At 72.2% G+C, this 15931-nt stretch carries 9 protein-coding genes; 1 reads left to right on the top strand and 8 read right to left on the bottom strand.

The features are described from left to right. Positions 1-64: 64 nt before the first annotated feature. The 8 genes from UA75_RS27040 to UA75_RS27005 all read right to left on the bottom strand — a co-directional run bounded on the left by UA75_RS27040 (position 65) and on the right by UA75_RS27005 (position 11872). Positions 65-3871 (bottom strand): ABC transporter transmembrane domain-containing protein, encoded by a 3807-nt coding sequence (locus tag UA75_RS27040; protein WP_404800001.1) that lies wholly within the window; start codon positions 3869-3871, stop codon positions 65-67. Between the two features lie 240 nt (positions 3872-4111). Continuing rightward, on the bottom strand, positions 4112-4999 hold the full coding sequence (locus tag UA75_RS27035) for an ABC transporter permease subunit (protein WP_075742641.1): 888 nt from the start codon (positions 4997-4999) through the stop codon (positions 4112-4114). Then, positions 4999-6231 carry an ATP-binding cassette domain-containing protein gene (locus tag UA75_RS27030; RefSeq protein ID WP_075742640.1) on the bottom strand — a complete coding sequence of 411 codons (1233 nt, stop codon included), beginning with the start codon at positions 6229-6231 and terminating at the stop codon, positions 4999-5001. The genes UA75_RS27035 and UA75_RS27030 overlap by 1 nt, the downstream gene beginning before the upstream one ends. A 145-nt stretch (positions 6232-6376) precedes the next feature. Continuing rightward, a complete protein-coding gene (locus tag UA75_RS34170; protein ID WP_075742639.1) occupies positions 6377-6970 on the bottom strand; it encodes a hypothetical protein in 594 nt (197 codons plus the stop codon). Beyond that, positions 6967-7374 carry a hypothetical protein gene (locus UA75_RS27020; RefSeq protein ID WP_157434461.1) on the bottom strand — a complete coding sequence of 136 codons (408 nt, stop codon included), beginning with the start codon at positions 7372-7374 and terminating at the stop codon, positions 6967-6969. The genes UA75_RS34170 and UA75_RS27020 overlap by 4 nt, the downstream gene beginning before the upstream one ends. Before the next feature lie 395 nt (positions 7375-7769). Further along, complete coding sequence (ald, locus tag UA75_RS27015; protein ID WP_075742638.1) at positions 7770-8897, bottom strand: alanine dehydrogenase; 1128 nt, start codon at positions 8895-8897, stop codon at positions 7770-7772. 132 nt (positions 8898-9029) lie between these two features. Further along, positions 9030-10646: a helix-turn-helix domain-containing protein gene (locus tag UA75_RS27010; protein ID WP_075742637.1), complete on the bottom strand. Its 1617-nt coding sequence runs from the start codon at positions 10644-10646 to the stop codon at positions 9030-9032. A gap of 347 nt (positions 10647-10993) precedes the next feature. Further along, positions 10994-11872: an alpha/beta fold hydrolase gene (locus UA75_RS27005; protein ID WP_075742636.1), complete on the bottom strand. Its 879-nt coding sequence runs from the start codon at positions 11870-11872 to the stop codon at positions 10994-10996. Between the two features lie 155 nt (positions 11873-12027). Between UA75_RS27005 and UA75_RS27000 the strand changes: the two genes are divergently transcribed. Beyond that, complete coding sequence (locus tag UA75_RS27000) at positions 12028-15558, top strand: BTAD domain-containing putative transcriptional regulator (RefSeq protein WP_075742635.1); 3531 nt, start codon at positions 12028-12030, stop codon at positions 15556-15558. Positions 15559-15931: the final 373 nt, after the last annotated feature.

Here is a 15931-nt window from a genome sequence, read left to right as displayed (position 1 = left end):
GTGCATGCACCCGACGACTCCGTCACAGGATCGATCACTGTATCGATTCTGCACCGTCGACGTCTCACGGGGTGACTGACTGGTCTCGGTCCGCGACGGCGTTCGCCTTCCACAGCCTGGCGTACCGGCCGCCCCGATCGAGCAGCTCGTGATGCGTGCCTCGCTCGACGATCCGCCCCTGGTCGAACACGTAGATCCGGTCGGCCTTGGCCGCCGTCGCCAGTCGGTGTGCGACGACGAAGGTCGTCCTCGTCGCGGCCAGCCGGTCGTCGGCGGCGTGCACGACGGCCTCGGTGGCCGGGTCGAGCGCGGCCGTCGCCTCGTCCAACAGCAGCAGGTCGGGCTGGACGAGTTCCGTCCTGGCCAGCGAGACCAGCTGGCGCTGCCCTGCCGACAGGCTGCCGCCGCGTTCCCCGACCTCTTGGCGGAAGCCCCTCGGCAGCGACTCGATCATCGGCAGCGCGCCCACCGCCCGTGCCGCCGCCTCGATCTCGGCCTGCGTGGCGGCGGGCCGCCCGTAGCCGATGTTGTCCGCGACCGTCCCGCTGAACAGATGGGGCTCCTGCGGCACGACGCCGAGGTGACTGCGATAGTCGATCAGCCCGTGATCGCGGATGTCGACCCCGTCGACGAGGATGCGGCCCTCCTCCGTCTGGTAGAACCGCCCGAGCAGCTTGACCAGCGTCGACTTCCCCGCGCCGGTCGCGCCCACCAGCGCCACTCGCTCGCCGGGACGGACCCGCAGGGACACGCCGTCCAGTGCCTTGCGGTCCGCGCCGGGGTAGGCGAACCCGACGTCGACGAACTCCACCTCGCCCCGCAGCCGCTCGGGCACCGGCAGCGGCGTCGAGGGCTCCGGCACCGACGGCGGTGTTCGCAGCAGTTCGCGGATGCGCCGCAAACCCACCTTGGCCTGCTGATACAGGTCGAACACGCTGGACAGCTGCTGCACAGGGCCGAAGAGCAGCCGCAGGTACAGCAGGAACGCCAGCAGGATGCCGGGACTCAGGCTCCCCTCGGCCACCGCGAACGCGCCGACGCCCAGCACGGCCACCTGCGCCACGTCCGAGAGCAGCGCGACGAACGGGAAGAAGACCGCGATGTAGCGCTGCGCCCGCAGCCTGGTCGTCCGGTAGGTGTCGCTGCGGGCGGCGAAGTTCGCCGCCGAGCGCGACTCGCGGCTGAACGCCTGCGCCACCCGCACGCCCGAGACGTTCTCCTGCAGGTCGGCGTTCACGGCGCTGACCTGCTCCCTGGCCTGCGTGTAGGCCCGCGACGACAGTCGCTGGAAGATCACGGTCGCGAGGATCAGCACCGGCAGCGGCGCCAACGCCACGACGGCTAGGGACGGGTCGGTGATCAGCAGTGCGCCGATGATGCCGAACAGTGTGAGCAGACTCACCACCGCGCCGGCCAGTCCGGTCTGGAGGAACTGGGACAGGGCGTCGACGTCGGTGGTCATCCGCGTCATGATCCGACCGGCCTGCTCGCGCTCGTAGTAGTCCAGCCCGAGCCGTTGCAGATGAGCGAACGTCCGCACCCGCAGCAGATAGAGCAGGGTCTCGCCCGCCTTGGCGGCCACCACGGTCTGGAACGCCACGGTCAGCCAGGAGACCACCACGATCACCACCCCGCCCGCCGTCGCCCACCACAGGGCGGACGCGACGCGGTCGGTGACCCCGGAGTCGACGCCGTAGCGGAAGAGGCTCGGCAGGACCACCGAGGCGATCGCGTCCAGGCTCACCAGCAGGATCGCCAGCGCCAGCGGGCCCCGCACCGTCCGCAGCAGCCTGCGCAGTCGGAAGTTCGGGTCGGGCGCGGTGGGGTCCTCCTCCCGTAGCCGAGGCTCGTCCCGGACCGGCGGCAGCCGATCCACCTGGGCGAGCAGCTCCGGTGTCGGGACCATGCCGCCGAACAGGGACGACGAGCCGCCCGCCGCGCGCATCCCGCCCCGGACGGCGCCGCTCGACCGTCCGGCCGCACCCGAGGTCGAGAAGTCGGTTCCGGTGAGCTGGGCGGATCGGGCGGCCTCCTCGGGTTCGGTCTGCGGCCACAGGGCGGCGGTGACGCCCGGCGGGCTCTGACGGCTCGCCGTCTCCTGCCCGGCCCGCTCGGTGGTCGACCCGTCCCGCCCGGCCTGATCCGGGGCGGACTCGATCGCGGCGCCGTGGGCCAGCAGCGAGCGGAACAGCGGGCAGCGCGCGAGCAGCTCCTCCTCGGTGCCGACGTCGACCACGCGGCCGCGATCCAGCACCGCGATGCGGTCCGCGAGAGACAGGCTCGACCGGCGGTGGGCGATCAGCAGCGTCGTGCGCCCGGCCGTCACCGAGCGCAGCGTGTCGTGGATCGCCGCCTCCGTCACCGCGTCCACGGCGGACGTCGCGTCGTCGAGCACCAGGATTCTCGGATCGGTGAGCAGTGCGCGAGCCAGCGCGATGCGCTGACGCTGGCCGCCGGAGAGCGAGAGGCCGCGCTCACCCACCCGCGTCTCGTACCCGTCTGGCAGCTCCTCGATGAACCCCGCCGCCTCCGCCGCGAGCGCGGCGGCCCTGATCTCCGCGTCGGTGGCGTCCGGCCTGCCGTAGGCCAGGTTGGCGCGCACGGTGTCGGAGAAGAGGAACGCCTCCTCGAAGACCACGCCGATCGAGCCGCGCAGCGAGGCCGTCCGCAGCGCACGGACGTCCTGTTCCTCCCCCGGGGCGCCGATGCGGACCCGACCGTCGTGGACGTCGTAGAAACGAGGCAGGAGTAGGGAGACGGTGGACTTGCCCGACCCGGCCGGGCCGACCACCGCCAGCGTCTCGCCGGGTTCGATCCGCAGCGAGACGCCGTCCAGGACCGGATCCTTCCGGGTGTAGCCGAACCGGACGTCGCGGAGTTCGACGGCCAGCCCGCCCGCAGGCAGGTCCACCGCGTCCGGGGCCTCGGTGACGTCGGGCTGCGAGTCGATCAGCTCGTAGACCCGTTCCACCCCGGCCCTGGCGAGTTGGGCGCTGACCAGCAGGCTCGACAACATCCTGGCCGGGCCGACGAGGCCGACCATGTAGGTGGTGAAGGCGAGGAAGGTGCCGAGGGTGATGTCGCCGTTCATCGCCAGCCAGCCGCCGACGCCGAGCACGCCGACCTGGCCCAGTGCGGGCAGCGCGGCGAGGGTGGCCGCCGGGCGCGCGGTCAGCCTGGCGGCCCGCATCCGATCCCCGAACAGCCGCCGCGCGGTGCCCTCCAGCGTGGCGACCTCACGCCGTTCCTGGCCGAAGCTCTTCACCACCCGGACCCCGGTGACCGTCTCCTCGACCTGCTGCGCCACCTCGGATGCCCGCTGCTGTGCCGCCCAGGTGGCCGGATAGAGCACCCGTCTGGTGCGCAGGGACTCGATGAAGACCAGCGGCAGGACGACCAGCGCCAGCAGGGTCAGCAGCGGGGAGAGCCAGACCATCACGCCCAGCGAGACGACCGCGAACACCAGCGATCCGGTGGCCAGCGGGACCATCGACAGCAGCGAGTTCACCAGCTGGAGGTCCGAGATCGCCCGCGAGGCGATCTGTCCGGTGCGGATGCTGTCCTGGTTGCCGCCGTCGAAGCGGGTGACCGAGGCGAACACCGCCTGGCGGAGGTCGTGCTGCACGTTCAGCGCGAGCCTGCCCGCCTCGTAACGCCGAACGAAGGCGGTGCCGAACCGCAGAAGGCCGAACACGACCATCACGCCGAGGATCAGCCAGAGCCCGTCGGTGCGCCCCGCCACCGCCCCGTCGACCGCCTCGCGGGTGAGCAGGGGGATCAGTGCCTCAAGGCCGACTCCGACGACGGAGGCGATGAAGGACAGGAGCACGGTCCGGCGATGGCGCCAGCATGCGGTGCTCAACCGCCGCAGCCAACCGGGGTCTGCGGATCCGCTTCGGTTCTCCGAGGTGGCGCTCGGCGTGAGGGGAGGCACTGATCCAGATTAGGTCCAGACCGGTGCCTCCCACCCGTTCACCGCTCGTCATCACCCGTCCACGAGTCGCACCGGGGGCCGGGCGGCGAACCACGACGTCGATCACGAGGGGTCGACCCCGCCCGGCCCGGTCGACATCGAATCCGACGGACGCGGTTCACCGAGTCGACATCGGGATCAGCTGACGTCCCTACGGTTGTTCGCCAGCATCCCGAGCAGCAGGAACACGGCGCACCAGACGACGAACACGAGTCCGGAGACCCACCACTGCGACGCCATGTCCGTGAAGGCCTGTGCCTCCGGGACCTCGCTGTTCAGCTGATCCATGTCGCCCGCCTCCGGCACGCTCGCGAAGAGCTGCTGAAGACTCAGCGAGATCGCGAGACCGAAGAGCAGTGCCGAGGCCGAACCGCCCGGCAGGTAGTTGGCGACGCCGTCGACGCCCATCTCGGCGAAGAGGGTGGCGATCAGGCCCTCGCCGAGCAGGACGACGAGCACCAGGGTCAGCACCACGCCCGCCTGGTTGGTCATCAGCGCGCCGAGGCCGAGGCCGAGCACGGCCCACAACGCCATCACCACCACGGCGACCAGACTGATCAGCAGCCAGACGCCGATGTCGGGGAAGTCGCGGAAGCCGGAGCCGATGCCGGCGCCGAGCGAGCCGAGGATTACCGAGGTGAGCCCGTACAGGGCGCCCATCGCGGCGTAGACGATCACCTTCGCGGTGAGCACCAGACTGCGCGAGTCCGACACGAGGAACGTGGTGGTGATCGTCTTGTGGCGGAACTCGCCCGCCATGCCCAACGCACCGAAGATGCCTGCGAAGAGGCCGGTGGCCACCAGACCCGTCGTGAAGGTCATCGAGGTGAACAGGCTGGTGAAGCCGGAGATGCCTTCCAACTCCGCTTCCGGAACCTCGGTGGTGAGCGCCGAGCCGAACATGCTGCCCGCCGTGCCGCCCAACAGGGACAGCAGGAAGCAGAGCAGACCCGCCGGGATCAGCAGTCCCCACCACAGGTTGGTGGTGAAGATCTTGCGAATCTCAGACTGGATGAGCCTGTTCATCAGTGGTTACCCCCGGACCCGTCCGACTGCCCCTGGTCGCCGGGCGGCTGCTCGTACGGATTGTGCTGCGGCGGACCCGCCTGAAACGGCCCCTCTTGCGGCGGACCCTGCTGGTACGGCCCCTCTTGCGGCGGACCCTGCTGGTACGTGCCCTCCTGCTGGTACGTGCCCTGCGGGCCGCCGGGCTGCTGATAGGGGTTCGGCTGATAGGGATTGGGCTGATAGGGATTGGCCGCCGGGAATCCACCGCTGCCCGGCGGTGGGCCCCAGCCGGGCGGGGGTGGCTGATGCGGCTGATGCGGCGGCGCACCGAAGCCGGGGGCGCCGGTGTACTGCCCGCTGGTCATCTCCAGGAACAGCGACTCCAGGTCGACGTGCTCCTCCTGGATGCCATAGATCGCGACGCCCGCCTTCAGCGCCAGGTCGGCGACCTGCTTCGGACTGACCCCGCTGACCGCGAGCCGCCCGTCCGGAGTGCTCTCGATGTTGCCGTGGCCTGCCTCCTGCAACGCGCCGACCAGCTTGTTGAGGTCGTCGGCCTGCACGAGGACGCGGCTGGGACGCTGGGCGCGGAGCTGGTCGATCGAGCCGTGGTACATCGACTGACCTCGGCTGATGATCACGACCTGATCGACGGTCTGCTCAACCTCGCGCAGCAGGTGGCTGGAGATCAACACCGTCCGACCGCGCGAGGCGAAGTCGCGGAGGAAGCCGCGCAGCCAGGCGATGCCCTCGGGGTCCAGACCGTTCGACGGCTCGTCGAGGATCAAGATCTGCGGATCGCCGAGCAGCGCGGTCGCCAGTGCGAGCCGCTGCCGCATTCCCAGCGAGAAGCCCTTGGTGTTGCGTCGCCCGGCCTGATGCAGGCCGACCAGACCGAGGACGTCGTTGACGACTCGGTCGGGCGCCCCGATCGCGGCGGCGAAGCTGCGCAGGTGATTGAGGGCTGTCCGCGTCGGATGGAAGCTCTGGGCCTCCAACACCGCGCCGACCACCCTGGCGGGATTGCCGAGCTGCTCGAAGGCACGCCCGTTCACGGTCGCCAGGCCCGCAGTCGGGCGCACGAGCCCGAGCAGCATGCGCAGCGTGGTCGTCTTGCCCGACCCGTTGGGGCCGAGGAAGCCGGTGACGGTGCCGGGCTCCACCGTGAAGCCCAGATTCTGTACCGCTGTGACCGGCCCGAACTGTTTGGTCAGGCCTTGCACAACGATTCGGCCGGTGCCGTCGTGCACATGTCCTCCCCTGACGTAGGGATGTCAGGCGTCATCCTGCCTCATCGGCCAGAACGGCATCGGACGCTTCGACAGAAACCGATCGGCGGGCTTCGAGATCGGGACGAGGAAGATCATCCGAATGCTGCCGTGGACCGGCTGACGGTCAGGGACCGTGCGGGGAGAGCCTGCGGATCAGCGGCGAGGTGCGCTCGACGACCTTCGCGCGATGAATCGGGCCCGCGGCCGCAGCCGAGAGGCTCCCGTGTGCGGTGTCGCCTGCGGAGGCGGAGGCGGCGTCGGCGGCGACCGTCCGGTCTGCCTCGACAGGCGGAACGGTGGTGCCCCCGACCTCGGCGATGCCGGGCGCGCCGTGGTTCGGCTCGTTCGGTGCGCCCCGGCCGGTCGTCTCATTCCCGGCGGCGGCCGTCTCGCGGCCTGCGGCGCGGGCGAACGTGCGCGACAGCGGTCGCCGTCGTTTCCCGTGCGTGTCGCCGTCACCGATCAGATGTCGGTGGGCCAGCAGCCAGACCTTGCACGGCCAGCGCCGCCGTCGCCAGCCGGACGGGCAGGCGCGGCAGCGGCCGTCCTCGTCCGGCTGATGCACGGTCAGCAGCAGCCGCCAGCCGTCTGCCAGCCGTTGCAGCTCGGCGCGGGCCAGTGGCGCCAGGATGTCGACGTCCTCGCGTTCCGCAGCCTCGTCGAGCATCGTGAGCCGGGCGAGCACCGCATGCCTGAGTGCCTTCTCCGTGGCGCTCATGGGCGACGATTCCCGGCCGTCCTGGCCGCGCGGTCCAGTGTGCTGCGCAGCCGCCGCGTCTGGCGGGCGGACATCACCGCGCCTGCGCCGGGCGGCGAGATGACGGCGATCTCGGAGCCCTCGACCAGTACCGTGACCGAGCGGTCTCGGCCGAACGGGTCGTGGCAGGCGACCCACCAGGCTCGCCCCTCGTCCGTGGGGTCGGTCTCGGTCGAAGGATCACCGGGCCGACCCTGCGCCGCGCGCCCCTCCTCGGCCCGGTCGGCCGTGTCGAGTCGGCAGCCGCAGTCGGCGTCGGGTTCGGCGTCGGGTTCGGCAGGCAGTGCCGCCGCAGGCGCCGCACCGGTCGCGGGCGACTGATTCGGCAGCGGCGAGGGCGCCTGTCCCCCGGTTGAGTTATCCACCACATCCATCGTCGGGACATCGGCGATGACACCCGGTTACTTCACCCCTGTGCAGAAAAATTCACCCGTTTGCCCTACTGATTCTGGGCTGAACGGGGCTTTCTCGGCCGAGATCACGATTTCCGCCCGGTCCGGCTCGGCTTTCGGGCTTCGGTGGGCTTAGACTGGTGTCGGCGGCTCGCTCCCGGTGACCCCCAGGCTGGTTGAGCGGGCCGCCCCTACGCGTTCCTCATCTCATCATCCGACCGCCGTCGCGGCTTTCGTCCGCAGGCGTTCCTCGACACCGCGCCGCCTGGCGGCTGATCGCCGCCGGGCCACGCGACCGTCGCGCCACGCTGTCGGGCCCGGCTGGCCCCACTGGCCCGGCTGGTCGTCTCGAGCCCGACGACGGCGACTCAGGTCCTCGACGTGCCGAGGACCTCGACGAGGTCGGTGCGCTCCATCGAGTGCGCCTCGGCCACCGCTTCGTTGATCAACGCCCCCTCGTGCACGGTCAGGCCGCCCGCCAGGGCCTGATCCGCCGCGCAGGCCGCCCGCCAGCCCTGATCTGCCAGCTTCGTCACGAAGGGCAGCGTGACGTTGGTGAGGGCGTGGGTGGAGGTGTGGGGGACGGCGCCGGGCATGTTGGTGACGCAGTAGAAGAGGGAGTCGTGCACACGGAAGGTGGGGTCGTCGTGGGTCGTCGGGCGGGAGTCGGCAAAGCAGCCGCCCTGGTCGATCGAGATGTCGACGAGGACGGAGCCGGGCCGCATCCGGGCGACGAGGTCGTTGTCGACGAGCTTGGGGGCCTTGGCGCCGGGGACCAGGACGGCGCCGATCACCAGGTCCGCCTCGGTCACGGCCTGGGCGACCGTGTAGCTGTTGGCGGTGATGGTGCGCAGCCTGCCCCGGTAGTCGCGGTCGATCTCGCGTAGCCGGGCGACGTTGGTGTCCAGCAGTTCGACGTCGGCCTGCAGACCGACGGCGATGCTCGCCGCATTGAGACCCGCGACCCCGGCCCCGATCACGACGACCCGTGCGGGCGGCACCCCCGGCACGCCGCTGGGCAGGATGCCCCGTCCGCCCGCCGGGCGCAGGAGGGCGTTGATGCCCACCATCGGGGCCAGCCTGCCCGCCACCTCCGACATCGGTGCGAGCAGCGGCAGCGTGCGGTCCGCGCTCTGCACGGTCTCATACGCGATGCCGGTCACCCCGGAGGCGAGCACGGCCTCGGTGAGCGAGCGGCTCCCGGCGAGATGCAGGTACGTGAACAGCACCTGATCGCGGCGCAGCCTCGGGTACTCCTCCGGGAGCGGCTCCTTGACCTTCAACACGAGCTCGCCCTGCGCCCAGACCTCCGCCGCGGAGTCGACGATCTTCGCCCCCGCCGCCGAGTAGTCCGCGTCGGCGATGCCCGAGCCACTGCCCGCCTGGCTCTCGACGAGCACCTCATGGCCTCGACCGGTCAGTTCATGGACGCCTGCCGGGGTGAGGGCGACCCGGTACTCGTGGTTCTTGATCTCACGGGGAACGGCGATCTTCATGGTCGATTCCTTCCATGCCGTCTCAAGCGGTGCGGGTGGCGATCCTGCGGCGGTGGCCGCAGCGTGCGGCCACGATGCCGCCTCGCCTGCCTGCGTGTCATCGTTCCCGCAGCACGGATGATCAGCGACTCCTTAGTCCTGGGCGGACAAGGGACCGGATCCAGGTCGACCCCAATGACGCACCGTGAGTTGCGTCACCAGTGCGAGTCTCACCTCGGGGTCAGCCAGATCGATGTCGATCACACCGTGGAGTCGTTTGAGCCGATAGCGCAGGGTGTTGGGATGGATGCCGAGTTCGGCGCCCGCCTTTCTCGGGTCTCCCGGATGCCGCAGCCAGGCGTACAGGGTCGCCAGATGATGGGTGCCGTGCCGAGCGTCCTGTGCCGCCAGCTCGCGCAGCGGGCCCAGCTCGTCGAGATCGACCCTGGCCGCCGCCGAGGCGAGCCGGTGCAGGACGAGCGCGGGCCAGGACTCCTCCCAGACGGCGACCACCCCCGGCAGCAGCCCGGCGCGCAACAGGCCCAGCAGCTCAGCCGCCTGTTCCCGCGACCGTGACAGCTCGCCCGCCTCGACGGCTGTTCCCACCGCCAGCGCCACCGGGTTCGCGGGCTCCAGCGGCGAGTCGCGCAGGGCATCATGCCCGCTGCCGCCCGCACGCTGGGCGATCACCGCGTAGAGCACCCCGCCGAGTTCCGCGACCACCGGGGCCCGGCCGATCCCCCTGACGAGGTGCTGCCGCATGGCCAGCCGCGCACCTTCTGCCGCAGGCGACCCCGGGGCCGCTGGCGTCGCCTGCGGGCCTGCCGCGTCGATCGCGACGACTCGATGCCGTCCGGAGTCGCAGCCCAGCTCGGCCGCCGCCGCCCGCCATCCCTCGCCGCCGTGCAGCAGCAGCCGCACCTGCTCGGTGTGTCGTGCCGAGTCGGCGTCGACCGTGGCGCGCCAGCGCAGCAGCCGCAGCGCCACCACCGGACCCGCGTCCGCGAAGGCCAGTGCACGCTCGGCCGTCACCGGACCCGGCACGACCGCCCACATCGAGCCGAGCAGCTCGCCGCCCATCCGGATCGGCACGATCAACCGGGGCAGCGTGCCGTCGGGCTGCGCGGGCACGAAGACCGTGCTGCGACCTCGGCTGAGCTTGCGGAAGACTCCCCGAGATCGGAACCTGGCCAGGACGTCGTTGGGCACCCGCCTGCCCATGATGGTGGCCACCCGCGCCGGGTCCGTCCGATCCTGCCGTGCCGAGTACGCCACCACCCTGGACTGAGCGTCCTCGATCGTGACCGGCGCGTCGACGATCGCGGCCACGACGTCGGCCAGGGTGAAGAGGTCGCCCGCCGCGGCGCCGTGATCGCCTCGGGGCTCGGCGACCTCGGAGTCCGACAACGCCGCCGCGTCCAGGACGGTGCGCAGCAGCCAGGTCACCTGAGCCCAGGCCGCACCGGAGGACACCTCCACCAGCGCGGTGCCCAACCGCTCGGCCAGCGCGCGCAGTTCCGGGTCTGCCGCGAGCGGCGGCTTGAGCAGCACCCCGGCGGCATGGTGTTCCGCGCAGGCTCGGACCAGTGCCGAGGCCTCGGCCGCCGCCGTCACCGCGACGCCCAGCAACAGCTCGCCGGCTCCCGGCCTCGGCGCGTCGCCGGGCTCGACGATGACCACGTCCGCGACCTGGCGGCCGAGGCCGGTCGCCGACCTGGACCGCAACAGCGTGGCGCCCATCCGGTCCACCACACCCGATACCGTGATCATCCGGCCTCCCGCTTCGCCGCCACCAGCCGCCACACCCCGGCGGTGGCCTCGCGTCGGCCCCCACCCGGTCGCCGAGGCACCGCCGCCGACGACTGCCCCGGACCGTGGTCGGGACGAGTGGTTCCCCCGGCGGGTGCGCAGGCAGTAGGAAACCAGGCCTGCCGTCGCCTCGGGGCCGAACGGCGACGATTCACCCGGCGCGGACGCGGTCGAGGACCCGTTCCGGGCCGGGAACGGCGGATTCGACCCGTCTCGGCTCGGAGAACGGCGCCTGCCCCGGCGCGGTCCGCGCCGCAGCCCGCTGGTCCGCTGGTCCACTGCGATGGCGGCAGTGCCGGACGCGCGACCTACCTGGCGAGCAGGTCGCGAAGGGCACGGACCACCTCGGCGGGGCCCTCCTCGGCCATGAAGTGCCCGCAGGACACCGTCTCGTGCGTCAGGTCCGAGGACCAGGCACGCCAGCGGCTCACGGCGTCGAAGCCGAGCGCCGCTCCCCAGTCCTGTTGCAGCACGGTGACGGGCATCCGCAGCTGGTTGCCTGCCTCGCGGTCGGCCTCGTCGTGCTCGACGTCGACGGTCGCCGAAGCCCGATAGTCGGCGACGATGGAGGGGATCGCCGCGCGGGCTGCCGCGAGGTAGGCGGCACGGACGTCGGCGGGGATCGCCGTCGGATCGGTGGCCCACTCGTCGAGGAAGTGTCCGAAGAAGGCGTCCGCCGCGCCGCTGATCATGGCCTCCGGCAGGCCCGGCGGCTGCGCCATCAGGTAGAGGTGAAAGCCGACCGAGGCGGAGGCGCCGTGCATGACGTCCCACATGTCCAGCGTCGGCAGGACGTCCAGCGAGGCAAGGTGCGTGATCTTGTCGGGGTGGTCCAGCCCGGCGCGGATGGCGACCAGCGCACCCCGATCATGACCCGCCAGTGCGAAACGGTCCTGCCCGAGCGCCTCGGCGAGCGCGACGACGTCGGCGGCCATCGTGCGCTTGGAGTAGGTCTGCCCGTCGGTGTCGACGGGCTTGTCGCTGTCGCCGTAGCCGCGCAGGTCGGGACAGATCACCAGGTGATCGGCGGCCAGGTCGGCGGCGACGTGCCGCCACATCAGGTGAGTCTGGGGGAAGCCGTGCAGCAGCACGACGGGGCGGCCCGAACCGCCCACGGCGACGTTGAGCGTCACCCCGTCGGCGACGGCCACCTGCTGCCGGGTGAAACCGGTGATCTGCGGTGTCATGTCGAATCCCTTCTGGCCTGTTCGCTCGTACGAAGGCACCCTCTCGGCCCTCGATCAGCGGCCGATCAGCCCTCGATCAGCCGCGATCAGTGCCGGATCAGCCGCCGCCCCGGCCGCCCCGCCGAGGGTCGCCGGGGCGGATAGGTTGGGCGGCGATGGTGACTTTCGGGGTGCTCGGCCCGCTGGAGGCCGTGAACCAGCAGGGACCGGTCGACCTCCGTGGCCTGCGGCATCGCGCGGTGCTGGCCCGGCTGCTCGTCGCCAGAGGCCGGACGGTTCCGGTCACCTGGCTCATCGACGACCTCTGGTCGGACCCGCCCGCCGGGGCGCTCGGTGCCGTCCAGACCTTCGTGGGAGCGCTGCGCAAGGCCCTGGAGCCCCAGCGCCCCGCTCGGACCCCGTCCCGGCTGCTGGTCACGTCGTCGCCCGGTTATGCGCTGCGGGCCGAGCCGTCGGCGGTGGACGCCTGGCGTTTCGAGCGCGCAGTCGTCGAGTCCGCCGCGCTCCTCGCCGACGGCCGGGCCGCCGCGGCCCGCGTACTGCTGAACGAGGCGCTCGGACTCTGGCGAGGGCCTGCCTACGCCGAGTTCGCCGAGCAGGACTGGGCGCGTGGCGAGGCGAGCAGGCTCGGGGAACTGCGCCTGCTGGCCGTGGTCCGCCGCGCCGAGGCGGCCGTCGCCTCGGGTCGGGCCGCCGAGGCGGTGCCCGATCTCGATGCGCACGTCGCGGAGCATCCGCTGCGGGAGGACGGCTGGCGACTGCTCGCGCTGGCGTTGTATCGAGCAGGGCGCCAGGGCGATGCGCTGGCCGCGCTGCGCCGGGCCAGGGAGACGCTGCGCTCCGAACTCGGCGTGGACCCCGGCGAGGACCTGCGACGGCTGGAGTCGGACATCCTCGCCCAGGCGCCGCACCTCGACGCTCGGCCTCACGGGGCGGCTCGTCCCGGTCCTCCGTCACACCCCCGCACCTCGGCCCCGGCGGCGCCGCCGACCGAGGAGACACCCGGCCCCGGCCTGGCGTCCGTCGGCGAGCCGCATCCGGCCGAGCCTCCGTTCGTCGGCAGGTCCGCCGAGCTGGCCGAGCTGATCGCGACCTCGGCGGCCGTCGCCGAGACCGGCCTGCCGCGCCTCGTGCTGCTGTCCGGAGAGGCGGGCGCGGGCAAGACCGTGCTGGCCCGGGTGCTGACCGCCCGGCTCGCCGCCCTCGGCTGGACCCACGCCTGGGGTGCCAGTCCGGAGCAGCGCGGCGCCCCGTCGGCCTGGCCGTGGACGCAGGTGCGCGCGGGCCTCGTCCAGGCAGGGCACGGGGCCGCGTTCGGCGACGGCCCGGTGGCCGAGGCGGGCTCCGCCGTCGCGGATGCCGCTGCCCGCGCACACGCCGCCACCGGCCACGCCGAGCAGGCAGAACCCGACCCCGACGTCCTCGGCCTCGCCATCGGGGACCCGCCCGCCGCCTGGCCGTCGCCCCCGTCCGCGGCCGACGATCCCGTCTCGGCCCGATTTCATCGCCATCGCGCGATCGCCGCCTCGACCAACCGCATCGCCGCGAACGGACCGGTCCTGCTGGTCTTCGACGACCTGCACTGGGCGGACGAGGAAACCCTCGCCCTGCTGACCTCCTTCGCGGCTGATCGCGACCTCGGCCCGGTGCTGATCCTCGGCACGTACCGGTCGACCGAGATCACCGGCGCCCTGACCGAGGCGCTGGGCCGCGCCGCCCGCAGCGAACCGATCCGGATCTACCTCGGCGGGCTGACCGAACCACAGGTACGCGAGCTGATCTCGGCGGTCACCAGCCGCGAGCCGTCCGCCCGCGACGCGCAGCTGATTCATCGCCGCAGCTCCGGCAACCCGTTCTTCGTGCGCGAACTGATCCGCCTCTGGGAGGGCGACACCGGTGCGCAGGCAGGAGTCGGCGCGGACCCGAGAGATCGGGCGGCGCTCGCGGTGCCCGCAGGAGTGCGGGACGTCATCCGCCACCGGCTCACCAGACTTCCCGAGCAGGCGCGGACCCCGCTGCGGCAGGCCGCGATCATCGGGCTCGAGGTCGAACTCGACGTGCTGACCTCTCTCGTCGGGGACGAGCAGCTGGTCCTGGACTCGGTCGAGTCGGCGCTGCTGGCGGGCTTCCTCGTCGAGCTGGACGCCGACCGGGTGTGGTTCGCCCACGCGCTGGTCCGCGAGGCGCTCTACGAGGACGTTCCTCGTGCGCGCCGGGCAGCCTGGCATGCGGCCGTCGCCGAGATCATCGAGGCGACCCGCCCCGGCGCCGTGGAGACGATCGCCTATCACCTCCTGCGAGCGGGCGGCCGGGTGCCCGCAGCCCGGACGGCGCGGTACACCCGCGCCTCGGCGCTCCGGGCGGAGCAGCGTCTCGTGCCGCACGAGGCGGCCCGGTGGTGGCAGGAGACGGTCACCGCCCTGGACCGCGCGGACGGCGACCCCCGCGATCGACTCACGGCCGTCATGGGCCTCGTCAAGGCGATGGCGGTGACCGGCGACCTGGGGTCCTCCCGCAGGCACCGTGCCGAGGCGATCGACGTGGCGGAGCGCCTCGGCGATCCGCTGCTGACCGCAGAGGTGATCGGCTCCTTCGACGTGCCCGCGATCTGGACGGCCAACGACGACCCCGCGTTGTCGGCGTCGGTCACGGCCGCCGCCGAACGCACGCTGCCGGTCCTGCCCGCAGACCGGGTCGTCGAGCGGGCTCGCCTTCTGATCACCATCGCGATGGAGCGTCGCGCCGACGCCGGCCCACGCGGAGAGGAGGCGGCGCGGGAGGCCGAGACCATCGCCCGCCGTGTCGGCGATCCCGCTCTGCTCGCCTACGCCCTCAACGGCCGTTTCATGCAGGCCTTCCGCCGAGCGGGCCTGGCTCCGCAGCGCGCCGCGATGGGCGAGGAGCTGCTCGCGCTCGCGGCGAGCCACGACGGACTGGTGACCTTCGCGGTGCTCGGACACCTGATCCTCATCCAGGCCCGTGCCGCCCTCGCCGACCTCGACGCCGCCGACCGACACGCCGCCGAGGTCGATCGGCTCGCCGAGCGCTACGAACTCCCGCTCGTCGGCGTGTTCACCGAGTGGTACGCCGCCCTCCGGCTCGCGGTGACCGGCGAAGCGGCGGAGGCCGGGGCCGCCTACCGTGCCGCCGCCGCCCGGCTGACCGGCAGCGGGATGTCGGGCCTGGAAGACGGCCTGCTCCCGTTCGCCCTGCTCAGTCTCAGCGCCCCGGCCGTGCCGTCGGACCTCGCCGACGTCGACTGGGGCCCCTACGCGGGCTGGGCCCGCCCGCTGACCGCGTCCACCGACGGAACGCGGGGCGGTGCCGAGGGCTCTCGGACGCTCGACGTCGCAGGCAGGGTGCCGGACTCCCCACCCGATCTGCTGTTCGAGGCGCGTACCTGCCTGCACGCCATGATCGCGATCAGGGCAGCCGACCGGCCGACGATGGCACGGCTCTATGAACGACTGCTCCCGGCTGCAGGAGAACTCGCGGGGGCAGGCAGCGGGCTGCTCACCCTCGGCCCCACCGCACAACACCTCGGTCACCTCGCCGCCGCCCTGGGACAGGTCGAACGGGCAGCAGACCACTACCGACAGGCACACACGATCGCGACCCGCGCCCGATCACCGCGCTTCACCGCCGCCGCCCTCGCCGCGCTGAACCGCCTGAGAGCCTGTCCTTGATCCTCCTGGAGTCGTGAGCGGAGATCAGCGTGGCTGAGCTGCCAGGCGGAGGAAGGAGGCATAACGAAAGTGATGTTGACTGACGACAACGCCGCAGATCGCCGCTGCCTGCCCCGCGCAACAGGAAAGTGGGGATCGAAGACAGGCTCTGAGCGTCGGGACCTGAGCACGGGCCGACTCGGGCAGCGGCAGGCGGCGCCCAGCGCGCGACGTCGGCACCGCCTCGTGCGTGCTGCGCCGCTGCCGGGTCTGCGGTTGTCTCGTGATGCGGGTGTTCGGCCGGTGTGGACTCGCGGGTGGCGGCCGGCCGCATGATGCCGTCTCCCGCCGCCTGCGAATCCGGTGTGCCGTGCCCACGTCGTTCGCGGCGCGT

This window comes from Actinoalloteichus sp. GBA129-24 (assembly GCF_001941645.1).
GTDB lineage: Bacteria > Actinomycetota > Actinomycetes > Mycobacteriales > Pseudonocardiaceae > Actinoalloteichus_A > Actinoalloteichus_A fjordicus.
The sequence above is the reverse complement of the archived record's forward strand: the minus strand, read 5'-3'. Positions and strand labels throughout refer to the sequence as shown.

Excerpts from the sequence above, each read along its gene's own strand:
- ald (WP_075742638.1), bottom strand. The coding sequence starts at position 8,897 with ATGAAGATCGCCGTTCCCCGTGAGATCAAGAACCACGAGTACCGGGTC.
- UA75_RS34170 (WP_075742639.1), bottom strand. The coding sequence starts at position 6,970 with ATGAGCGCCACGGAGAAGGCACTCAGGCATGCGGTGCTCGCCCGGCTC.
- UA75_RS27000 (WP_075742635.1), top strand. The coding sequence starts at position 12,028 with ATGGTGACTTTCGGGGTGCTCGGCCCGCTGGAGGCCGTGAACCAGCAG.
- UA75_RS27035 (WP_075742641.1), bottom strand. The coding sequence starts at position 4,999 with ATGAACAGGCTCATCCAGTCTGAGATTCGCAAGATCTTCACCACCAAC.
- UA75_RS27010 (WP_075742637.1), bottom strand. The coding sequence starts at position 10,646 with ATGATCACGGTATCGGGTGTGGTGGACCGGATGGGCGCCACGCTGTTG.
- UA75_RS27005 (WP_075742636.1), bottom strand. The coding sequence starts at position 11,872 with ATGACACCGCAGATCACCGGTTTCACCCGGCAGCAGGTGGCCGTCGCC.